Raw genomic sequence first — 23,093 nt, 5'->3', positions numbered from 1 at the left:
GGGGGTGGCCGACTGTTGCGGCGCCCCCCCCGGCGGCCCACCACCCCCGCGGGGGGTCCGCCGCGGTCCACAACCCGCGGCCGCCGCGGGGGGTTTGCCCCCACTACTTGTCGCGACGTAGCCCCGGACACGTGTCCGGACATGCCAGAAGCCCGGTTTCCTGGGAAACCGGGCTTCTTCGTGGTTGCGGGGGCAAGATTTGAACTTGCGACCTCTGGGTTATGAGCCCAGCGAGCTACCGAACTGCTCCACCCCGCGGCGACGTCCTCAACTATACGGAGGGTGAACGGATCGTGCAAATCGGGTGTCCCCCGGCGCGGATCCGCACGGGACAGCGCCCCGATGGCGAGGGGCGGTGAGGACAGGGGCGGCGACAAGGGGGGGACGGTGATGGCGAAGGGCGGTGACCGGGAGAACCCGATCACCGCCCTTCGGGCGTCTCCCCTGGATTACGGGGTGGCACCGTCCTGACGCATGGCCTCGTCGATGGCCTGCTTCAGCCGGTCCTGGGCTTCGCCGTACTGCGTCCAGTCACCGTCCCGGCGTGCCCGATCCGCTTCCTGCATGGCCTGGTTGGCGTTGTCCAGAGCCTGCTGCAGGGACGTGGAGCGCGGCGACGGGGTCCCGGAGGGCTGCGGCGAGGGGCTGGCCGACGCGCCGTCGTCCACCGCGCCGGTGCGCCCGTCGCCGCCCTGGGCGGCCTCCGCGGCCTGGTCGTTCACGCCGGCCCCGGTGTCCGTGGTGGCACCGGAGTTACCGCCGAAGACCTCGTCCAGAGCGCCGTCGAGCGTGGGGGCGAATCCGACCTTCTCACCGAAGCCCACGAGGACGCGGCGCAGGGTGGGGTAGGCGGCATCGCCGGAGGACTGCACGTACACGGGCTGGACGTAGAGCATGCCCCCGCCCGCGGGCAGTGTCAGCAGGTTGCCGTTGATGACTTCGGACGCACCCTGACGCAGCAGGTTCAGCTCCTGGGACACATCCGTGTCCGAGTTGAACAAGTTCTGTGCCTGGCCCGGACCGGGCACCACCGAGGAGCGCGGCAGTTCGAGCAGCCTCAGTTTGCCGTAGTCCTCGCTCTTGACGCCGTCCTCACCCGTCCCGGCGTCCGCGTTGGCGGAGAGGTACCCGTACATCACGTTACGGGTGTTGCCGGACTCGTTCTGCTGCGGGATGAAGGACGAGGTGAGCGAGAAGTTCGCCTTGTCCTCACCCGGCATGCGCATGGAGAGGTAGTACGGCGGCTGCGGGACGTCCTGATTCTGCTGGGTGGGGTCGTTGGGCACGGACCACACGTCGTCGCTCGCGTAGAAGCTGTTCGCGTCCGTGACGTGGTAGCGGTTGAGCAGCTCACGCTGGACCTTGAACATGTCTTCGGGGTAGCGCACGTGGGCCATGAGGTCCGCGGACATCTCCGAGTACGGCTTGAGCGTGTTCGGGAAGACCTTCTGCCACGACTTCAGGACGGGGTCCTGGTCGTCCCACGCGTAGAGATCCACGGAACCGTCGTAGGCGTTGACCGTGGCCTTGACCGAGTTACGGATGTAGTTCACACGCTCGGGCGGCAACGCAGCGGCGGTGCCCTGCGCGGTCTGGGTGTCCTGGGTGGCGTCCTGGAGCACGGACGGCGTGGAGTACGGGTAGGACGCCGCCGTGGTGTAGGCGTCCACGATCCACACGACCTTGTTGTCCACGATCGCCGGGTACGGGTTGCCGTCCACCGTGAGGTAGGGGGCCACCTTCTCCACCCGCTCACGCGGGTTGCGGTCGTAGAGGATCTGGGACTCCTGGCGCACCGCGTCCGAGAGCAGCATGTCCGTGGACTGGAACTTGATGGAGTAGGACAGCTTGTTGAACCAGTTGCCCACGGTGGGGCCGCCGTTGCCGGCGAACGTGGTCTTGGCGTCCTGGGCGTCCCCGTCGTTGGTCTGGGGGCGGTCCAGCTCAAGCGGCGGGTCCTCCGGGGAGCCACCCACGATCGAGTACTCGGGCGAGTTCTCCCCGAAGTAGATCCGCGGCTCGTAGTCGTTGGAGATCTCACCGCGGGACGGGATCCCGGCCTGCATGAATTGGGGCTTGCCGTCCGACTGCACGCGGGAGCCGTACGCGGCCACCACGCCGTAGCCGTGGGTGTAGACCACCGACTGGTTGTACCAGCCCTGGATCTGGTCCGGGTTCAGTTCACGGGTCGCAATGACCGTGTCCTGGGTCTGCCCGTCGATCGTGTAGCGGTCCACGTTGAGCATGTCGGAGAACTGGTAGTACGGCCGGAACTGCTGCAGCTGGGCGAACGCGGAGGAGACCACGTTGGGGTCCAGCAGACGGATGTTGGAGGTGGTCTCCGTGTCCTGGCGCAGCGCACCCTGTTCGGTCTGGGTCGTGGCGTCGTACGGGGTGACCTCGGTGTTGTCCAGACCGTAGGCCTGTCGGGTCATGGTGATGTTGCGCTGGATGTACTCGTTCTCGAGCGCCTGCTCCGTGGGGGTCACCTGGAAGCGCTGGATGGCCCACGGGTAGAGCCCACCGGCCACCACGGCCACGACCACGAGCATCGCGGCACCGATCAGGGGCAGCTTCCAACGGCCGATGAACCCGGCCACTACGAACAGGATGGCCACCAGGACGGCGGCGATCGCCAGGATGCCCTTGGTGGGGATCACGGCGTTGACGTCGGTGTACAGCGCACCGGTCCACTTGCCCGAGTTGGAGGTCAGGGTCGCGTAGCGGTCCAGCCAGAAGTTCACGGCCTGCAGCGCGAGGAACGCGGCCACGATGGAGCCCAGGTGCACGCGGGAGGAACGGGTCGTGGCGATCCCGCGTTCATGGATGCGGATCCCGCCGTAGACGTAGTGCATGAGCAACCCGGCCACACCGGCGAGCAGCAGGGCGGTGACCAGGAAGCCGATCAGCAGCCGCAGGAACGGGAGGGTGAACACGTAGAAGCCCAGGTCCAGGTCGAACTGGGGGTCGGTCTGTCCGAAGGGTTCCTGGTTGAGGAACAGCAGCACGGTCTGCCACTGGGACGCGATCGTGGAGGCGGCGAACAGCCCGAAGATCACCGGGACGGCCACCATGACGATCTTGCGCACGGGGTCCAGCGCCTGCTGGTACTTCTGCATGTTGTCGCTGACCTGGCCGGTGTCCCGGGGGCGGTTGCGGTACGCGAGCCACAGGCTCAGGAACATGAGCGTGGCCACGATCACGGCGGAGATGATGAACAGACCGATCATCGCGAGGTTACGGGTGACGAACACCCGCAGGTAGCCGAGCTGCTCGAACCAGAGGATGTTCGTGTAGACCTGGGTGAACCCCACGAACAGGGCGATGAGGACCACCACCGCGATCACTGTGGGCAACAGGGCCCCGTGTTTCTTGCGGCCCGCTGCGGACCCGCTGGATGGACGTGGGGATGTGGATCCGGCGGTCACTGAATACCTCTGAATTCCCTGGGCACGGATGATGATCTGTCAATGATCAGTGTCCACCCTATTGTGCTGGCCCCCGTCGCGGCATGCAATTTCACCACCTCGGGATGTCACCGGGTGCCGCAGGAAGGCAGCTCCACGACCGATCCGGACGCCGCTTTTTCGACCCCTTCCACAGCATCTCCCAGTGTCTTCACCTCGATCACCGTGAGACCATCCGGGACGTGCCCGGCCACCTCACCGCAATTGTCCGAGGGGGCCAGGAAGTACGTGGCACCGGACTCCGCTGCGCCCTGCAATTTCTGTCGGATCCCGCCGATGGGACCGACCTTCCCGTCCGCCGAGATCGTTCCGGTACCCGCGATGTGTTCGTCGCCCGCCATCGATCCGGGGGTCAGTTCCTCGACGATCCCCAGCGCGAACATCATCCCGGCGCTGGGCCCACCCACCTGGTCCAGTTGGAAGTCCACGTCCACGGGGAACTCGTATTTCGGTACGAGGTACACGCCGAGCTGCCACCGCTGCAAGTCCTCGTCCCGGGTCAGCTTCACGTGTTCGGTGACCGTCCTGCCGTCCCGGCGCACGACGACGTCCGCTCCCCGCTCCCCCGCGGCGTCGAGTTGCTCGCGCAACAGCTCGAGCGAGGTGACCTGCGTGCCGTTCACGGAGAGGATCCGGTCCCCGGCCCGCAGGACACCGTCCGCGGCGCCGCCGGGGATCACGGCGTGCACGGTCAAGGTGGTTGTGAACGGCTTGCCCAGGTGGTTCAGCGCGGCCGCCACGGAGTCCTCCTGGGAGGTGACCATGGCCGCGGCGTTGGACTCGTCCACCTGCTGGCCCGTGGTGTCCGGCGGGTAAAGGGTGTCCTCCGGGATCACGGCATCGGAGGGATCCAACCAGCCCAGCAGCGCGTTGATGGAGTTGAGCCGCCCGGAGGGTCCGCCCGTGACGTACACGGTGGTCAGGTCCAACCGGCCGTCGCTCGGGTAGGTCGGGGCGCCCGTGATCTTGACGAGCTGCTTGTCGTCGTGACTGCCCACGGTGTTGAACGTGGGTCCGGCGGATTCCACGACGTACGGCGCGGGCAGCACCACGCCCGCGAGCAGCAGCACCGTGGTCCCCGCGAGCGCGACCGACGGCAACGACCGGCGGCGGAGGAATCCGCGCCGCGCCCCCTTCTGCTCACCCGTCACGTCGCTTCCTCTCCACGGCCTCCAGGACCGTCCCAGCGTACTCGGCCCACCCTGGGAAGGTCCCGCGCACACCGTCTGGGGCGTACGTCGCACGCCCTCGTGGAAGGTTCGAAGACGCCGCACGGCCGGGGACGGCGGCGTCGCCCGCTCCCGGTGAACGGGCGCCCGGAGGGTACCTGAGCCATCAGCGAACTGGGCGCGCACGCGGTGGTTCGGGCCCGGGGCGGACGGCTAGGGTTTGAGCAGTCCTAGATCCTCCACGACGATTGGCGGTCCCATGCCTTCGAACCCTCCGTACGACGAGAACGGCGAGAACCCCAAGGACCCGTTCCAGGAGATGTTCGAGCGTCTGCTGGGCTCCGGGAACATGAAGCCCGGTGACATGCCGGCCGGTATGCCCATGGACCCGCAGGCCATGTCCATGATGTTCCAGCAGATCCAGTCCATGATGAGTTCGACCTCCTCGGGGGAGCCCATCAACTGGGAGCTCGCCAACCAGCACGCCCGTCAGGTGGCCGCGCAGAAGGGCGACGCGTCCGTCTCGGCGAAGCAGAAGGGCGCCGTGAACGACGCCATGAAGCTCGCGGACCTGTGGCTCACGGACAACACCGCGTTCGGCGAAGCCCCCGTGCTGCCGTCCGCGTGGGCGCGCGCCGAGTGGATCGAGGCCACGTGGGAGACCTGGAAGGAGATGACCACCCCGGTAGCCACCTCCGTGTCCAAGGCCATGTCCGACGCCCTCACCCAGCAGTTGCCCCCCGAGCTCTCCCAGGCCATGGGCGGGGCGGACCTGTCCGGGATGCTCTCCGGCGCGGGCTCCATGATGTTCGGGATGCAGCTGGGACAGGCCGTGGGTGCGCTCTCGTGCGAGGTGCTGTCCTCCACGGACGTGGGCATCCCCCTGGCCAAGGACCGCTGCGCGCTCGTGCCGTCCAACGTGGCCGAGTTCAGCGAGGGGCTGGACCTGCCGGCCTCGGACGTGATGCTGTACCTGGCCATCCGCGAGGCCGCCCACACGCGTTTGTTCCACGGTGTGCCGTGGTTGCGCCAGTACGTGCTGGACCTGATCACGGCGTTCGCGTCCGAGATCCACATCGACATGGACCGGATCGAGTCCATCGCCCAGGAACTCGACCCCTCCGACCCCTCGGGCATCCAGGACGCGCTGGCCTCCGGCGTGTTCAGCCCCGAGATGACCCCGCGCCAGGAGGCCACACTCGCCAAGCTCGAGACGGTCCTCGCGCTCGTGGAGGGTTGGGTCAACCGCGTCACCGTGGCCTCCACTGCCAACATCCCCTCCGCCGCCGCCCTCACCGAGATGATGGCCCGACGCCGCGCCGAGGGCGGGCCCGCCGAGCGCACCTTCGGTTCCCTCGTGGGTCTCGAACTGCGCCCCCGCCGATTGCGTGAGGCAGCGACCTTCTGGGGCTACGTGGAGGAACAGCGCGGGATCACCGAGCGCGACAGCCTCTGGGAGTCCCCCGAGCTGCTGCCCACCAACGAGGACCTCGACGATCCCCAGGGCTTCGAGGAGCGCCGCGGGCTGCTCACGGCCAGCGACGAGGAGATGGACGCCGCCCTGGAGAAGCTGCTGGCCGGCGGGTACGAGGACGGTCGGCAGGCCCCGGGGGGCGCGAGTTCCACCGGCCAGGCCTCCGCGGACGCGAAGCAGGGTGCGTCCGGGGAGACGTCGCCTGAACGCGAGCCGGGTGAGAGCACGGGCACTGCCGGCGACGACGACCAGGACGATCCCGACACCACGCGGGACGAGGACTGATCGTGAGCGGCTGGGCCTCCGTGTAGTAGGCCCGTCGTACGGACTTCAGGGTTCGCGGCCGGGCCCGTGCGAACGGCCCGGGGCCACTCGCACCGAGACTCGTGCGGACCTCGTACCGGCCCCTCGCCGACCCGGCTCGCCGGGCTGGCCCCTCGGGTGCCTCACTCCCGGCCCGTGACCTGCGCGGGGTTCCGCTCCGCCCACGCGACGCCGTCCAGGAACTGGGCGGCGTCGTGCGCCCTGGGGTGGCGCCGTGCCATCTCCCAGAACCGCTCGTTGTGGTGAGCCTCGAGCAGGTGCACGAGCTCGTGCAGCACCACGGTCTCCAGAACCCACTCGGGCGCGTCCGCGAGTCGCCGTGAGATCCGAATGGCACCCGTGGCGGGGGTCGCCGAGCCCCACCGTGTGTGCTGGCGGGCGGACCACGTGATGCTCGTGGGCCGGGCACGACCCTCCAGGTAGGTCCGGGACAGCCGCTGCGCCATCTCCTCCAGCGCCGTGTCGGAGTGCCGCGTGCGCGAGGCCGCCTCCGCCGCGCGCCGCTTGGCCACGACCCTGGGAACGAGAGTTGCACTCCAATGCGCGATCTGGGCACGGGTGGCCCGTTGCGGCACCGAGAGCACCACGGCGTCCCCGCTGAAGTGGGCGTTGACGGTCTTGGTGCGGCGGGCACTGCGTTTGACGACGATCTCCGGCATCTCCTCCGGTGGTTCGACGATTCTGGCTCGTGGTTGGGGCATGCCCCCAGTTCACCACCCCGCCCGGGCGGGGCACGAACCGGGACGCAGAAGGGGAGCACGGTGCCCGCGGCACCCGTCCTGTGGATTGCCCCGCTCCGGCCGCGGGAGCACCCCGCTTCGGCAACCCTGGTGCCATGACCCACCGTTGCCCAACCGCCCCCGAGGAACCCTGCGCTCCCCCGGCGCTCGACGAGCTGCGCGTTCTCGCGCTCGGGCTCGACCCCCTCACCGCCGCCGTGTGCCTCGCGCTCGCGGAGGCCGGGGTCTGCCTGCTCAACGTCCGGGATCCTGCACCCGTCGGGACCGCGGACGTCCGCCACGGCCCGTATCCCGCGGAGTTCCAGGGCCAGCCGCGTGAACTGGTGCTGAGGACCCTGCTGCGGCGCAGATCCCCGCGCTGCGCCCCGCTCAGCGCACCCGAGCTCTTCCCGTCGGCGGCGGTGCCCACCGCCGTGGTGCTCCACACGTGGTCCGTGCCCGGTGATCTCGTGGCGGACCTCGCCACGGCTTCCTCCCCGGACCTGGACCCGGCGCTGCCCACCCTGAGCGTGGTCCGCGACGGCGGGTCCGTGGTTGTCTGGCCCCTCACCGACTGGGCGCACCGCCCGTGCCGGGCCTGTGTGGCGAGTGCGGTCCGTGAAGCGCGACGCGCGTTCCGTGGGTCCCCAACCACGCCCGGCGAGCCTCTGCTTCCGCGTCAGGACGGGACGGTGGCCGTGCTGACGCGCACGGTGGCCACCGGGGAGATCGCGGGTCGCCTGCTGTCCCACGCGCTGCGGGACGACGCCGCTCCGCGGGCGGCACCGTCCGACCCGCCACACCACGCTCCCCCGCACGTGCCACCTGCCGGCACCGAAACGGCACCGTCCGGCCCACCGCCGGCCCGGCCCACCGCCGGAACGCAGTCACCTGACGGTCCGGAAGCGTGCCTCGTGCTGCGCCGGGGGCTGACGGTTCTGCCGTTGGCCCCGGATCCGAGGTGCCTGTGCTCCCTCGCGTTCACCGGGCTGTGAACCGTGTGTGCGGAGTGCGCCGTACCACCCGTGCCCGCTCAGACGGAGTCGCGGTCCACCGTGAAGGCCCCCGCCGTGTCCGGGGGCGAGGGTGCGGGCTCGTCCCGCACCAGGGCGTTGATCACGGCCACGATGTGCCGGGCCGTGACCTCCGGGTCCAGCGCCACCATGGTCAGCGGAGGGTCGGCCAGCGCCGCCGCCGGGGAGTCGTTGACCCCCACGATCGCGAGGTCCGCGGGCGCTTTCCAGCCGAGCCGCCGCATCCCGCAGAGCACGGCGAGCGCGGCGGTGGTGTCGTGGGCGCACACCCCGGACGCCCCCGGGTGCCGTTCGCGCCACTGCAGCAGCACATCGGCCGCCCCGCGGGGATCCGCAGGAAGGGGAAGAGCGCTCGGGCGAGGCAGGCCACGGGCCGCGCACTCGCGCTGCAGCACCTCGAAGCGCCACTGGGAGACGCCGTGCATGTGCTCCCCGCCCGTGATCGCATAGCCCAGGTGCGTATGGCCCGCGGCCACGAGCCGCTGCACCTGCACCCTGGCGATGTCCCGCTCACGGAGACCCGTGATCCACCGCCCCATGTCGTCCGAACCGGTCCAGGAGACGACGCCGCGCACGCCACTTCGACGCATGCGCTCGGCGTCGTCCTCCGCGAGGTCCCACGCGAGCACGGCGGCCGGCGTCAGGGAGGACCAGACCTGGGCGGCGGGGCGGCGGGTCCACGCATGGATCACCATGGACAGCCCCACCTCGGAGAACAGCACCGAGAGCCGCTCCACGATCATCCCGATGTCCTCGGTGAGGGACCCCGCTGGCGGGAGGTATAGCAGCACGGAGGTGGAGCGGCCCCGGCCGAGCGCCCGCGCCTCCGCCGAGGGCGCGTAGGAGAGCTCCCGGGCGGCGTCGAGCACGCGGCGTCGGGTGCCCGCGGAGATGGACTGTGAGGGGGTGTCGTTGAGCACGAAGCTCACGGTGGTGCGGGAGACCCCGGCCAGCCGTGCCACATCGGCGCTCGTGGCCCGCCGTGCGGGGGTGCGGTGCCGGTGCATGCTCGTGAGTTCTCCCTGGAGGTCGGTGGCCACATGGTAGCGAGTGGCCCACCGCCGCCGGGCCCTGATGCCTCACGAATGTGAGCTGTTACACTCGACAACCATCAAGCTAACACGCGTTAGTGTGCACCGGCACGGACCGCTGCCGACCCGGGCCCCTCCCGGCGCACGGCCTGCCTGCAGGGAACTGGAAGCGGCCACGTTGCCGCGAGGTTTCGGAGCCGGTACCCGTCGGGAACGCCGTCGGGCACCGGCTGCACCACCCGGATCCGACCGGGGCGCGCGACCGCAAGGAAGTTGGAGAACCACATGGACACTCAGGACGTCGACGTGATCATCATCGGTGCCGGGATCTCCGGCATCGGCGCCGCTCGGGAGCTCGCCGGCACCGGCCGCACCGTCCGCATCCTCGAGGCGCGCGAGAACATGGGCGGCACGTGGGACCTCTTCCGGTACCCGGGTATCCGCTCGGACTCGGACATGGCCACCTTCGGCTACCGCAGCCACCCCTGGACAGGAGAGCGCAGCCTGGCCACTGGGGACACCATCCTCGACTACGTCCACTCGGCGGCCGAGGAGGCCGACGTCACGAAGGACATCCGGTTCGGGCGGCGGGCCGAGCAGGCACGGTGGTCCTCCGAAACCCACACGTGGACCGTCACGCACCGCGACGTCCACACGGGCGGGGCCGAGCAGCTCACCGGCCGGTGGCTGTTCATGGCCACGGGCTACTACCGCTACGACGAGGGCTTCACCCCCGACTGGCCCACGCTGTCCGAGTTCGAGGGGACCGTGGTCCACCCGCAGCACTGGCCGGAGGACCTGGACGTGGCGGGCCGTCGCGTGGTCGTGATCGGCAGCGGCGCCACCGCCGTGACCCTCGTGCCCGCGCTCACGGACCGCGGCGCTCACGTGAGCATGCTGCAGCGCTCCCCGTCCTACGTGGCCTCCGTGCCCGGCAGGGACGAGACTGGCATCAAGCTGCGCAAGTGGCTGCCGCCGCGCGTGGCCGGGGAGGCCAACCGCTGGCGCAACATCGTGCGCTCCATGGCCATCTACGAGTTCAGCCGCCGCCGACCGCAGGCCATGCGGGACCTGCTGCACCGCGGGGCTGTGAAGCACCTGGGCCCCACCTTCCCGGTGGACGAGCACTTCACCCCCGAGTACGACCCGTGGGACCAGCGGCTGTGCGCGGCACCGGACGGCGACTTCTTCAAGGCTGTGCGCGGGGACCACGCCGAGGTGGTCACGGACACCATCGAACGCTTCACCGCGGACGGCATCCAGCTGCGCTCGGGCCGTCACCTCCAGGCGGACGTGATCGTCACCGCCACGGGGCTCAACGTGCAGTTTCTTGGGAACATGGATCTCGTGGTGGACGGGGAGACCGTGGATCCGGCCGCGCGCGTGAGCTACCGCGGCATGATGCTCGACGGCGTCCCCAACATGGCCTTCGCCATCGGGTACACGAACTCCTCGTGGACCCTGCGCGTGGACCTGATCACAGAGTACTTCCGGCGGCTGCTGGACCGCATGGACCGCGAGGGTGCCGTGGCCGTCACGCCCCGGTACTCCGGCCCCCGCACCGGGCTGCGCCCGCTCATCGACCTGGCCTCCGGCTACATCCAGCGTGGCGCGCACCTGCTGCCCCGCCAGGGCCGCGACGGGGCATGGAACGTGCGGCAGAACTACCTGCGGGACCGGGTGCTGTTCCGTCCGGGTGCCGAGAAGGACGAGCAACTGGAGTTCACGGTGCCCGCCCGCACCGCCTCGGGGGTGGGCGCGTGAGCACGCAGATGTGGAACGGGCTGAGCTGGCGCGAGACCGGTGAGGGCACCCCGGTGCTGCTGATCCACGGGATCGGACGCAGCCTGGCCGACTGGGACGAGCAGCACGAGCGTCTGGCCGCGCGGCACCGTGTGATCAGCGTGGACCTCCCCGGCTTCGGTGGCTCCGAGGTCCCCACCGAGGGCATGAGCCTCTCGAATCTCGCCTCCCGCGTGGCGGAGTTCGTGCGCGCCCAGGGCATTGCGCCGGCCCACGTGGCCGGCAACTCCCTGGGCGGGGCCGTGGCCATGCAGCTCACCGCCGACCACCCGGAACTCGTGCGCAGCCTGCTGCTCGTGGACTCCGCAGGATTCGGACGGGGCGTGAGCCCGGCCCTGCGTCTCGCGGCGCTGCCCGGGGTGGGCGAGCGCGCACTGGCACCGAGCCGCAAGGGTGCGCTGCGCTCCGAGCGGGCCATGTACCACGACCCCGCCCTGGCCACGCCCGAGCGCGTGGAACGCGGCTACGAGCTCGCGCAGCGCCCCGGCGGCTCCGAGGCCATGCTGCAGATGCTGCGCTCGATCGGCTCGATCGCGGGTGTGAAGCGGCCCTGGCGGCGCCGGCTGCTCCCCCGCGTGCGGGCCACCGGTGTTCCCGTGTTCATCATGTGGGGCGACAAGGACACGGTGCTGCCCTTCCGTCACCTCGCCCGCGGGGCGAAGGCCCTGGGGGCTCGCAGCCACCGGTTTCCCGACACCGGCCACGGGCCCATGATCGAGCGGCCCGACGAGTTCGCCCGCCTGGCCACCGAGTTCTGGGCGAGCGCGGAGCGCAGCTGACGACGCCGCACGGGCCGGTCCCGGTCCACGCTCACCCGCCGCGCTGCGACCACACAACGCGTCACCGGGTGGTGGTACCGGTCCCGGCCGGGCCTCGGCCGCACCCGCTTAGCGGCCGCCGCGGCGTCGTGCCGGGGTGCGCGGCGCGGGGGGCAGCACGGCGTCGAGGAAACGGGACCGGGCCCGGTTGGGCCGACCGCCCGGGGTCCGGGACAGCGACCACGAGAGCACGAGGTGCTCCCGCGCGCGGGTGATCCCCACGTAGAGCAGCCGGCGCTCCTCGTCCATGGCATCCGGGGTGTCGGCGAAGCTGATGGGCATGAGTCCCTCGGAGAGCCCCACGAGGAACACGGCATCCCACTCCAGGCCCTTAGCCGAGTGCAGGGACGCGAGCGTGACCCCGTCCACCACCGGGGCCTCCTGGGTGGTCGCACGGCGTTCGATCTCCTGCGCGAAACCGGCGAGCGACAGCGTCTCGCCGTCCGCCACGGCGCGGCGGGCCATGGTGTCCGCGAGCGAGACGAGTGCACGCAGGGACTCCCACTTGGCGCGCGTGGCGCTGTCGGAGCGCGGGGCCCGCTCCGTGTAGCCGAGCGAACCGAGCATGTCCCGCACCTGCTGGGGGACGTCCGCGCGGTCCGCGCCCGCCGTGCGTGCGGCGGAACGGATCTGCACGATGGCCTGCCGGATCTCGGGCCGGTTGAAGAACCGTTCGGAGCCGCGCAGCTGGAAACCGATGTTCGCATCCGCGAGTGCGGCTTCGAATGCCTGCGACTGGCCGTTGGTGCGAAACAGGACGGCGATCTCGTGCGGGGCCACGCCGTCGTCGATCAGGTCCTGGATCCGCACGGCCACGCCCGCGGCCTCGGCCTCGTCGTCCGGGTACTCGTTCCACGCGGGCTCGGGGCCCGCGGGGCGCTGGGAGACCAGTCGCAGCGGTGTGGCCCACGTGTCCGGGGTGGACGTGAGGGACGGACGGCGCGCGGCCAGCAGCCGGTTGGCGGTGTTGACCACCTGAGGGGTGGAGCGGTAGTCGCGGATCAGCTCCACCACAGACGCGCCGGGGTACCGGGACGGGAACTCCAGCAGGTGCCGGGACGTGGCGCCCGTGAAGGAGTAGATGGTCTGGGAGGCGTCCCCCACCACGCAGAGATCGTCCCGGGAGCCGAGCCACGCGTCCAGCAGCCGCTGCTGCAGGGGCGAGACGTCCTGGTACTCGTCCACCACGAACTGGCGGTACTGCGCGTGCACCGCCGCGGCGATCCGCTCGTCCTCCTCCAGGATCCCCACCGTGATCAGCAGGACGTCCTCGAAGTCGATCAGGTGCCGGTCCGCCTTGAGGTCCTCGTAGGACTGGTAGAGCCGCTGCATGGTGCGGACGTCGTAGCCCGCGGGCATGTCCCGCTGGCCCGCCGCCTGCGGATAGGTGTCCGGGGTGTGCATGGAGACCTTGGCCCACTCGATCTCGGCCGCGACGTCCCGGACGGTCGCCCGGTCCGTGGTCAGGCGCATGGCCTGGGCGGCCTCAGTGATCAGTCTCGCCTTGTGGTTCACGAGCCCCGGCGGGGGCCCACCCACGGCCTGCGGCCAGAAGTACTGCAGCTGGCGCAGGGCGGCAGAGTGGAAGGTCCGGGCCTGCACACCGGGAGCCCCGAGGGCCCGCAGCCGCTGGCGCATCTCATTGGCGGCGCGCGCGGTGAAGGTCAGGGCCAGGGTCTTCTGGGGGGTATAGACCCCCGAGGCGATGCCCCACGCGATGCGGTGGGTGATGGCCCGCGTCTTGCCGGTGCCCGCTCCAGCGCGCACGCACACCGGACCGTTCAGTGTGGTCGCGACCACGCGCTGCTCCGGGTCCAGGCCTCCGAGGATCCGCTCCTCGGCGCTCTGCTCCACGCTCACCAGGCGGTCCCCGGGAGGTCCTCGCCCAGCCAGCTGACGATCAGCGCGTGCGCGATCGACACCCTCCCCGGCAGCGTGACCTCACCGGTGCGGGTGCTCGTGAGCAGCTGCTCGCGCGTGAACCACCGGACGTCCAGGATCTCCTCGCCGTCCGCCTCGGCCACCGACGTGTGGGCCACGGCGCGGAAGCCCAGCATCAGGGAGCGGGGAAACGGCCACGGCTGAGAGCCCTGGTACTGCACGGTGTCCACCGTGATCCCGGCCTCCTCGCGCACCTCGCGCACGACCGCTTGCTCGGCGGACTCCCCCGGCTCGACGAAGCCTGCGAACGTGGAGTACATGTTGCCGGCCCATGCCGCAGAGCGGCCCAGCAGGATGCGCTGCGAGGCCGGGTCCGGGCCGTCCTCGACCACCGCCACGATGACCGCTGGATCCGTGCGGGGGAAGTGCAGCGAGTCGTCCTCGGGGCAGCGCCGGGCCCACCCGGAGCGGATGCTCTGCGTGAGCGCCCCGCAGCGAGGACACCGCGGGTGGTCGCGGTGCCACAAGGCCACCGCCTGCGCCGTGACGAGCAACGACGTCTGCTCGGGGTCCACCACGGTGGCCAGCGTGCGCAGCCCCTCCCACCGGGCACCGTCGAGACCGGACAGCTGGGTGTCCTCGGGGACGGTGCGCAGGATCACCTGGGTGCCGTCCGCCAGGCGGCCCAGGTACACGTCCGGGCGGGCGGCATCATCCGTGGGTCCCGGGACCTCCGCCACGAGCGGGAGGACCAGGGCGCCGTCGCGCGTGGGGGCCTGGGAGCCCCGCAGCACGAGCACCCGCGCGGTGGGCGAGGCGAGCGCCTCAGCCACGAGATCGCAGTGCTCCCGGGCGACCGCGTCCCGGTCGAAGGGGCGCCCGGCGAAGGGCAGCTGGGCGTCGTCGAGCAGGGGCGCGACGGCGCCGGGACGGTCCTGGCATGAGATCATCCGACCACTGTAGACCGGGGTCCGGACATCCTCACGGGCCGCGGTGGACAGCCCGCCCCGGGCCGAGGCCGGTAGGGTGGGTGAGGTGAGAACGACCCCCGAATTGCTGGCCGCCGTCGCGGCGGCGGCCGTGCCCGGGGTGGCCCCTGTGGCCACCGGTCCTTCTCCCGACGACGCCGCGGATTTCCGCTCGTGCGTGGTCCAGGACTCCGAGGGCCGCCGCTGGCGCGTCCGCAGTCCCCTGAACACCGAAGCGAGCATGCGCCTGGAGACCGAGCACCTGGTGTTGCAGGCGTTCACCCCGTCCGTGCGCTCGCGGTTGCCGTTCCACCTGCCCACGGTCGCGGGGTCCGTGGCGCAGGACGGGTTGCGCACTTTTGTCTACTCGCACCTGCCGGGTCACACGCTTAGCCTGCGGGAGTTCCAGCGGCAGAACGAACATCCCGAACCTCCCGTGCACACGCCCTCCCCGAGTGCGACGCCGCGCGCCCCCCTGGCCGTGCAACTGGGCCGTTCGCTCGGGTGCCTTCATTCTCTGCCCCGTGCGCTCGTGATGGACGCGGACCTGCCCGCCTACAGCGCCGAACAGTGCCGCAAGCGCATGCTCCACGATCTCGATCAGGCCGCGACCACGGGGCTGATCCCCGGGGACCTATTGCGCCGGTGGGAGGAGGCCCTCGAGGACACCACGCTGTGGCAGTTCTCCACGCGCGTGGTGCACGGGGACCTACACGAGGACAACATCACCGTGGACCACGGTTCACTCGCGTCCTTCACGGGGTGGAGCGATCTGCACGTGGGCGATCCCGCCGTGGACTTCTCATGGCTCGTGGGCATGTCCGACCCTGCGTTCGCGGACACCGTGATAGAGGCCTACTCCGTGGCGGCCGTCCAACCCCCGGACCGCCATCTGTTGCGCCGCGCGCACCTCAAGGCCGAGTTCGCGCTCGCGGAATGGCTCGTGCGCGGTGTGGACCGGGGCATCACGTCCATGGTGGACAACGCCCAGCGGATGCTCACGACCCTCGCGGCGGACGTGCGGGCCAGCGCGTCGCCGTCCCCGGGGGTGGCCGGTCCGCCGCCCGCCTCGACCGCGTCGGCCGCCGCGTCCGGTGCGGATCGGGCCGGCGACTCCGACGTCGACTCGGTGGACCGCACTGACTCCGACGGCCGCGCCCTCGACGGCGACTCCGCCCCGGACGGTCACCCCAGCGACTACGGCTTGTCCCCCGACCATCACTCCGGCGAGGGCGGCTCCTCCACCGGCGGTTCCTCCGCGGCGTCCGGATCCGTCACGCCCACCTCGTAGAGCGAGCTCACCACGGCCTCGAGTTCCGTCTCGTCCGCGAGGTCGTGGGGACGCACCACCAGGTCCGCGGCCACGTAGTAGAACGCCGCCGACACAAGCTCCACCGGGACCTCGTGCAACCGCGCGAACGCCAACCGGTACAGCGCGAGCTGCCCGGACTTGCGCTTGAGCTCCCGACCGTGCGGGATTCGCCCTGTTTTCCAGTCCACGAGTTCCCAGCCGTCCGCGGTGCGGAACACGGCATCGATCCGACCGCGCACCGTGAGCGACCCCACCGGGGTCTCCACGGGCAGTTCGATCGCGTAGGGCTCCAGAGACGCCCACGGGCTGTTCCGGAAGGTCTCGGCGAGCCGGGGCAGGTCCAGGTCCTCGTCCACGTAGTCGTCGGAACCGGGCAGTTCGTCCGCGTCGAAAATCGCGGAGTCCCCGAAGAAATTCTCAACCCACGTGTGGAACGCCGTGCCCGCCCGGGCCGCGGAGCCCGGTTTGCGTGGCATGGGTCGGCGCAGATTGCTGATGAACCCCTCGGGATCGGTGTCCATGGCCACGAGCGCGGACGCCGAGACGTGGGAGGGCATGTGCACGCTGCGGTCCTCCTCGGACGCCGCGCGGCGACCCAGCAACAGTTCGGCCTCGCGCCGCCACCGCGTGACCACGTCACCGGAGGGCCCCTGTGCCAACTCCTCGTCCGTGAGCTCGCGGGTGTCCGGGAAACCGCGCTCGGCCACGGCGCGGGCAGCGCGTTCCATGACCTCTCGGCGGCCCCGGTGTGCCGGAGCGATCACGGTTTCCATGTGCTCACCGTCGGCGGAGCGTTCGGTGCGCACGAGTTCCGGTCCCTCCACGGGGTCGTACGGCCACAGCGCGCTGACCCGGGTGTCCCGCTGCGGGTTGGTGGCATCCGGTCCCGGCTCGACCCACGGACCCGCCTCGAAACCGGGGCTCGATCCCTCGACCAACTCCCGCGCTTCGAGCAAAAACGGTGAGGCCTCCTTGACCTCCTGGGCGGTGCCCCGGAACACGCTGCCGGAGAGTTCGAGCAGGGACTTGGCGCGCGTGAACGCGACATAGGCCAACCGACGTTCCTCGGCGAGGTCGTACTGTTCGACGTCCTCCGCGAACTCCTCGTAAGAACTCTCGAGTTCGCGCACGTCCGAGACGCGCGCATCCCACTGGGGCAACTGAGCGGCGTCGCCCCGTAACGGCCACGGCAGCTTGGCCGCTTCCAGGGTCCACGCGGAGGACTTCTTGGAGGGGAAGTCGTTCTTGTTGAGCCCGGGGACGTAGACGTGGTCCCACTCGAGGCCCTTGGAGGCGTGGACCGTGAGCAGTTGTACGGCGTCCCGGCGCGTGTGCGCGGGCGGAAGTTCCAGGCCGTTCTCTTCGTGGGACGCGGCCTCGAGCCAGTCCAGGAACGCGGCGACGTCGTGCGTGCGGGTCGTGGCCGCGAACTGGACCGCCTGGTCGTGGAAGCCGTCCAGGTTGCGCCGCGCGTGCACGGGATCCTCCCCGGGCAGCGCGGCGAGTTCGATATCGAGGCCCAGCACGGTCTCGACCTCGTGGATCACGGTGGTCAGCTCGTCCCCGAGCACACTGCGCAGGTCTCGCACGTCCCGGCGCAATGCGCGCAACCGGCGCACGCCCTCGGCACTGATCCCGCGACCGCGCGAGGAGACCCAGCCCTCGGGGGGCAGTGTCTCGAGCGCCTCGATCAGGCTCGCGCGGTCCACGATGTCCGCCATGACCACGGGCTCCTCGGCATTCTCGCCGGTGGTGGCCGCGTCGTCGGCGGGCTCCGGATCCTCGCCGCGCGCGGCCCGCTCGTGGCCGCGCTCGAGGGTCGCGGCCCAGTCGCCGAGTGCCGCGAGGTCGCGTGCACCCAGCCGCCACCTGGCACCGGCGAGCAATCGGGCGAGGGCATCCGAGCGGCCCGGATCGGTGAGGACGTGGAGCATCGCGACGACGTCGGCGACCTCCGGGGTGTGCAACAGCCCACCCAGCCCGACCACTTCGTAGGGGATGTCCCGGGCTTCGAGTTCCAGGCGCAGGGGTTCGAACTGCGCGCGTTTGCGGCACAGCACGGCCATGGTGGGCATCTCGTCCGGGGCCTGGCCCTGATGCGCGGCCCGCTGGTCGTGGATCGACGCGGCCACGGCCTGGGCCTCCTCGGTGTCCGTGAAGTAGCGGCTCACCCGCACACGACCGCGCACCGCACCCGGCGCCGGGTCCAGCGGCGGGACCTCGGCCGTGGCCGCGGAACGGCTCCACGCGGGCGGGGTGCGCAGCGGCTCGGCCACGGCGTTCGCCACCTCGAGGACCGCGAGGCTGTTGCGCCACGCCGTGGTGAGGAAACTCGTGTCCGCGAACCGGGACGGCTCCACGTCCGAGGACCCCCGGACCGGGAAGTTCTCCACGAAACTGAACAGCTGGCCGGAGGACGCCCCCCGGAAGCCGTAGATGGACTGCTGGGGATCGCCCACGGCCATGACGCAGTGCCCCTCCCCGAACAATCCCGAGAACAGGGCCAACTGGGCGTGGGACGTGTCCTGGAACTCGTCCAGCAGGACCACCGAGAAGCGTTCCCGCTCGACCGTGCGCGCGTGGGGGTCCATCCGCACGATCCGTGCCGCGAGTGCCAGCAGATCACCGTAGTCGAGCGCCGAGTCCACGCGCTTGGCCGCGCGGAAGCGCTCCACGAGCTGCGCGAGGACCTCGGTCTGCTCCATCCGGCGCACGGCGTCCTGCACCTTGCGCCCCGGGGACTTCTTCCGCCCGTCCGGAGGGGTGTCCAGGCACATCGCACGCAGCCGGCCCACGAACTCGTGGATCCGGCGCGGTTCCACGAGGTGCTCCGAGGCCTCGGACGCCAACTGCATGAGACCCGTGGTGAGCGTGGATGCGGCGGGCACGGTCGCGGGCAACGGACCGTCCCAGCTCTGCACGAGGTCGTGTGCGAGTTGCCAGGCCTGGGCCTGACCGAGCAGGACGGTGTCCGCTTCCACGCCCAGCCGAAGCCCGTAACTGCGTACGAGCGAGTTCGCGTAGGAGTGGTACGTGCTGACCGTGGGCTCCTGCGCCGCGGCCGGGGCGTTGTCGTCCTCGGGTTCGTCGATGAGTCCCGCGCGGCGCAGGTTCCGCAGCTTCTGGTTGATCCGCTGGGACAGTTCGCCCGCGGCCTTGCGCGTGAAGGTGACCCCGAGGATCTCGTCCGGGCGGGCCAGCCCGTTGGCCACAAGCCACGCGACGCGATCGGACATGGTGGTCGTCTTACCCGAGCCCGCGCCCGCCACGACCAGTCGTGGGGTCAACGGGGACGCGATCACCGCGGCCTGTTGCTCGGTGGGCGGGAAGTCCCCGAGCGCCTCCGCGATCTCGTACGGGGAGTACCGGACGTCCTGCGGTGAGCGGGGCTGGGGGGCGGAATCCTGCTGGGTCATTTCTCTGTGACCTGCCTTCCCTGGGCGCACAGCGGACACAGCCACGGGACGGAGCACCGGATCCCGAATCCGGCCTCCTGATCCGCGGTGTGCCGCGCTTCGAATCGCGTGCCCGCCACGAGGAGGGCCGCTTGCGTGATGAGGTCCCGCGCCCAGCGGTGTTCCTCGTCCAGGGGGTCCTGGACTTGCACACCGGGCGACGCCGCGGGGCTGCCGAGCTGGACGAGCAGCGCTCCCCCTGGTTGGGCGGACACGGCGCCCTCGGGCAGCTCGATGCGCTCCGGACGTCGGGTTTCATGCAGATCCTCGGTGCGGGAGGCCTCCTGCATGGCCCGCCCGGCGCCGGCCTGCAAGGCCACCTGATACGCGCCCAGCTGCGGGTGCTCGGGGATGTCCTTCTTGGTCGGCTGGTGTTTGCCGGTCTTGAGATCCACGACGACGTGGCGCCCGTGGGCGTCCACCTCCAGCCGGTCCACGCGCCCGGTCAGCAGGGCGTCCCGGGCCTCGCTGCGCACCAGGACCTCGAAACTGCCCTCCACCGAGACGAGCTCGCGCCCGTGCTCGGAGCGCATCTCCCGCGAGTACTGCGCGAACTTACGCAACATCTTCTCCGCGCGTTCGAGCTCCTGCTCCCCCGTCCAGCCGTGGGGCATGCCCAGGGAGGGCCAGCGGCGGCGCAGGTGCGCGATCAACTCGACGCTGTCGGCGTCCGGGAGTCGCTCGGCGATGTCGTGCACGAGCGTTCCCAGGCTGCGCCGCAGATCGGTCACCTCGGTGGCATGGGCCTCGCTCACGAACCAGTCGAGCGGGCTGCGGTGGATCGTCTCGATCGTGGACGGGGAGACGCGTACCGCCTCGTCCGGTGCGAACAGCGCGTCCTCGGTGGACAAAGCGTTGCGGCCCCACCACTGCTCGGGCGCGGCACCCGGCACGGGCTCTGCGAGGGCGGCGAAATCATGCAGCAGACGCGCGGCGGCCTCTCGTTCGTGGGCGGCCGCGTCCGGTTGCTGCACGGTGCGGCGCAGCGCACCCGTGAGCTGGCGCAACGTGAGGGGTTCGGGTGCGCTCAGTTCCTCGACGGAGATGCCGGGATCGTCGCGGCTCCCACCGGCCACGAGGTCCACGAACTCGGACGGTTGCTCGTCCTGGCTGGCCACCGCGGTGACCGTGAGGCCGGCCGTGGCGCGGGAGACGGCCGTGGCGAACTGCCGCAGTTCGTCGAAGCGCACCTGCCGCAACCGGTCCACCGCGCTCAACCGTGTGGCCTGTTCCGGCCCGTGGTCCAGGGCGTCGGTGAGCACGTCCGTTCCCAGCAACTGACCGCGCAGGGCGGTGTTGGGCCACACCCCCTGTTGCACCCCGGCGACGACCACGTGCGCCCACTGCCGACCCGCCGACCCCGCGGGGGTCATCACCGAGACGTTGTCCTCCGCCGGTGCTCGGGCCGCCAGGGTGTCCATGGGCAACTCCTGGTGGTCCATGTAGTCCATGAACGCCCGTGCCGTGGCGCCCGGGACCTGGTCCACGAACCGCTCGGCGGCCTCGAACAGTCCGACGACGGCGTCCAGGTCCCGGTCCGCCCGCACGGCCTCCGCTCCCCCGGCCAGGGCACGACGCCGCCAGCGCGGTGCGACCCCGGACGCGTCCCACAGGGCCCACAACACGGATTCAGCGGTGGCGCCGGGCTCGTCCAGCGCCTCCTGACCGGCCTGGAGCATGTCAGCGACGCGCGCCGCGGAATCCGAGTGCACCTCCGCGAGCTCGAGCAACACACCGTCCGCGAGCGCCTGGACGAGGAGGTCGTCGCTCGTGCGTCCACCCCCGGTACGCAGCTCGTAACCGCGCAGTTTCTGGCGGATCCGGCGCACCTCCATGGGGGACGCCCCGCCGATCCGCGACGTCAACAGGGCCACCGCGGCACTGGCCGTGAGCATGGATCGGTGGGCGGCCCGCTCACGGTCCGCGTCCTCGGCCTCCGAGCCTTCCATCGACGTTCCGGAAGCGGAATCGGGATCGTCGCCCGGTTGCCCACCCCGGCCCGGGCCGGCCTCCTGTGCTTCCTGATCAAGTGCTCCGTCCGGTTCCGCGACCGCATCCTGCGCCGCGAGCAACAAGCGCAGGGCATGCAGCAGCGGGATCACCGCGGGTTCCTCCCGCAAGGGGGTCTCGGCGGCGGACGTGGTCGTGGGCACGCCCAGCGCCGACAGCTGCCGGGTCAGCGCCGACAATTGGGAACCGCTGCGCACGATCACCGCCATGTCCCGGTAGGGCACACCGTGCAAAACATGCAAACGCAAGAAGTGGTCCGCGCACCAGCGCGCCTGGGCCGTGGGCGAATCGAAGAGCGTCGCGCGCACCGAACCCGGCGCTGCGGCGTCGTCGGCAGGGTGGGCGTCGTCGGCGGCATGGAGGTCGTCGGCTGTGTCGGCATCGGTTGCCTGGGAGGCGATGTGCTCGGTCGCACGGGGTTGCTCGGGAGCCCGCTGGACCCGGGCCCCCGGCACGACCGAGATGGCCCGCGCCACGCGCTGCCACGCCTCGTTGACCCGCAGCGGCATGCGGTGACTCGTGCCTAGCTGTAAGCGCTGCAGTGGCCGAGCGGGGGTGCCCACCCGGTCCTCGAGCGTGCGCAACAGGTCCGGGCGGGCGCCGCGGAACCCCTGGACGGTGGTGTCCGGATTGGCGGTGAACACGGCGTCCCGGCCCCGGGTGAGCACCCCGATGAGCCGGTGGGCGGACGGGGTGGCGTCCTGGAGGTCGTCCACGAGCACGACGTCCAACCGGTCCTGTTCCCGGGCGAGGAAATCCGGATTCTCCTCGAAGACGCGGGCCGCGCGGTCCACGAGCTCGGACGGGTCGAAGGCGTTGGGCATGCGCAGGGCGCGGATCTGCTGGTACTCGGCGCGGAACGCCGCCGCGCTGCGCCACTCGGGGCGACCGAGGGGTTGCGCCCAGCGCGCCAGGACGTCGGGCGCCATGCGGTATTCGTTCATGCGGTCGAACAGCTCGCGCAATTCGCCGCGGAAGCCGCGCGTGCCGAGCGCCTGATCGAGTTCCGCGGGCCACACCACGGGGCTGCCGTACCCGGCAGCGTGCCCGCGCATCATCTCCGCGAGGAACGCGTCCTGTTCCGGCCCGGACAACAACACCGGTGTGGTGGTGACCCCGGGCAACAGGTCCTGGGCCTGTGCGCGGCGCAGGACGTCGAACGCGTACGCCTGCCACGCGCGCACGAGCGGCGTGCTGATGGTCGCGCGCGCACGGCGGCTGATCTCGTCCCGCAGCGTGGCCGCCAGTTCACGCGATGGCGCGAGCACCAGCAGGCGCTGCGGATCGGCTCCCTCGACGATCCGTCGCACCGCACCCTCCACGGTCACCGTGCTGCGCCCCGTCCCGGGTGCTCCCAGCACGAGGACCGGCCCGTGGTCGGCCGGTAGCTCCACGACGGTGCGTTGCGCGGGGTCCAGCTCCGGGTCCGCCCCGCCGGATTCGACGCCGCGGGGCGGCAGGACGCGCCAGGACGGTTCACGCTGCGTTCGCATGTGGTGATCACATCACGGTCATCCGACACGCATAACGGCCCGCGCACCGACCGGTACCGTGGTCGCATGGCTTCCCCGCACGACACAGGTGACACCGATCAGCCCGCACTCTTCGACGTGCCGTCCCCGCCACCC

General features: G+C 71.0%; 13 protein-coding genes and 1 tRNA gene. 5 read left to right on the top strand and 9 right to left on the bottom strand.

Annotation, left to right across the window (positions count from 1 at the left end; all coding sequences use genetic code 11):
• Nucleotides 1-181: 181 nt before the first annotated feature.
• From A5728_RS05660 to A5728_RS05650, 3 genes are all read right to left on the bottom strand, one after another.
• Nucleotides 182-258, bottom strand: a tRNA-Met gene (locus tag A5728_RS05660).
• A gap of 191 nt (nucleotides 259-449) precedes the next feature.
• A complete protein-coding gene (locus A5728_RS05655; protein ID WP_064846099.1) occupies nucleotides 450-3,428 on the bottom strand; it encodes a UPF0182 family protein in 2,979 nt (992 codons plus the stop codon).
• A gap of 107 nt (nucleotides 3,429-3,535) precedes the next feature.
• Complete coding sequence (locus A5728_RS05650; RefSeq protein ID WP_064846098.1) at nucleotides 3,536-4,618, bottom strand: PDZ domain-containing protein; 1,083 nt, start codon at nucleotides 4,616-4,618, stop codon at nucleotides 3,536-3,538.
• Between the two features lie 277 nt (nucleotides 4,619-4,895).
• Here A5728_RS05650 and A5728_RS05645 point away from each other — a divergent pair, with 277 nt between their 5' ends.
• Entirely contained in the window at nucleotides 4,896-6,395 is a 1,500-nt protein-coding gene (locus A5728_RS05645; protein ID WP_064846097.1) for a zinc-dependent metalloprotease, read from the top strand.
• Between the two features lie 161 nt (nucleotides 6,396-6,556).
• Here A5728_RS05645 and A5728_RS05640 read toward each other — a convergent pair whose 3' ends face one another.
• Entirely contained in the window at nucleotides 6,557-7,135 is a 579-nt protein-coding gene (locus A5728_RS05640; RefSeq protein ID WP_231885530.1) for a M48 family metallopeptidase, read from the bottom strand.
• A 134-nt stretch (nucleotides 7,136-7,269) separates the two neighbouring features.
• Here A5728_RS05640 and A5728_RS05635 point away from each other — a divergent pair, with 134 nt between their 5' ends.
• Nucleotides 7,270-8,148 carry a hypothetical protein gene (locus A5728_RS05635; protein ID WP_064846095.1) on the top strand — a complete coding sequence of 293 codons (879 nt, stop codon included), beginning with the start codon at nucleotides 7,270-7,272 and terminating at the stop codon, nucleotides 8,146-8,148.
• Nucleotides 8,149-8,186: 38 nt separating this feature from the next.
• Here A5728_RS05635 and A5728_RS05630 read toward each other — a convergent pair whose 3' ends face one another.
• Nucleotides 8,187-9,227: a LacI family DNA-binding transcriptional regulator gene (locus A5728_RS05630; RefSeq protein WP_231885529.1), complete on the bottom strand. Its 1,041-nt coding sequence runs from the start codon at nucleotides 9,225-9,227 to the stop codon at nucleotides 8,187-8,189.
• Between the two features lie 276 nt (nucleotides 9,228-9,503).
• Between A5728_RS05630 and A5728_RS05625 the strand changes: the two genes are divergently transcribed.
• Nucleotides 9,504-10,982 (top strand): NAD(P)/FAD-dependent oxidoreductase, encoded by a 1,479-nt coding sequence (locus A5728_RS05625; RefSeq protein ID WP_064846094.1) that lies wholly within the window; start codon nucleotides 9,504-9,506, stop codon nucleotides 10,980-10,982.
• Complete coding sequence (locus A5728_RS05620) at nucleotides 10,979-11,800, top strand: alpha/beta fold hydrolase (protein ID WP_197493103.1); 822 nt, start codon at nucleotides 10,979-10,981, stop codon at nucleotides 11,798-11,800. Before A5728_RS05625 ends, A5728_RS05620 begins: the two co-directional genes overlap by 4 nt.
• A 108-nt stretch (nucleotides 11,801-11,908) precedes the next feature.
• Here A5728_RS05620 and A5728_RS05615 read toward each other — a convergent pair whose 3' ends face one another.
• The gene (locus tag A5728_RS05615) at nucleotides 11,909-13,699 is read right to left on the bottom strand and encodes an ATP-dependent helicase (protein ID WP_064846093.1); all 1,791 of its coding nucleotides are present in this window, start codon (nucleotides 13,697-13,699) and stop codon (nucleotides 11,909-11,911) included.
• Nucleotides 13,696-14,670, bottom strand: a complete 975-nt coding sequence (nudC, locus tag A5728_RS05610; protein ID WP_064846092.1) for an NAD(+) diphosphatase — start codon at nucleotides 14,668-14,670, stop codon at nucleotides 13,696-13,698. Before nudC ends, A5728_RS05615 begins: the two co-directional genes overlap by 4 nt.
• Before the next feature lie 85 nt (nucleotides 14,671-14,755).
• Here nudC and A5728_RS05605 point away from each other — a divergent pair, with 85 nt between their 5' ends.
• Complete coding sequence (locus A5728_RS05605) at nucleotides 14,756-15,979, top strand: macrolide 2'-phosphotransferase (RefSeq protein ID WP_231885528.1); 1,224 nt, start codon at nucleotides 14,756-14,758, stop codon at nucleotides 15,977-15,979.
• On the opposite strand, the gene A5728_RS05600 is transcribed toward A5728_RS05605, so the two are convergent.
• On the bottom strand, nucleotides 15,907-19,416 hold the full coding sequence (locus tag A5728_RS05600; RefSeq protein WP_064846091.1) for an ATP-dependent DNA helicase: 3,510 nt from the start codon (nucleotides 19,414-19,416) through the stop codon (nucleotides 15,907-15,909). The genes A5728_RS05605 and A5728_RS05600 overlap by 73 nt on opposite strands.
• Nucleotides 19,413-22,958 carry an ATP-dependent DNA helicase gene (locus A5728_RS05595; RefSeq protein ID WP_064846090.1) on the bottom strand — a complete coding sequence of 1,182 codons (3,546 nt, stop codon included), beginning with the start codon at nucleotides 22,956-22,958 and terminating at the stop codon, nucleotides 19,413-19,415. Before A5728_RS05595 ends, A5728_RS05600 begins: the two co-directional genes overlap by 4 nt.
• Between the last annotated feature and the right edge of the window lie 135 nt (nucleotides 22,959-23,093).

The sequence above is a fragment of the Kocuria sp. ICS0012 genome (genome assembly GCF_001665945.1).
GTDB classification, from domain to species: Bacteria; Actinomycetota; Actinomycetes; order Actinomycetales; family Micrococcaceae; genus Kocuria; species Kocuria marina.
This window is presented reverse-complemented; position numbering and strand designations above follow the sequence as displayed.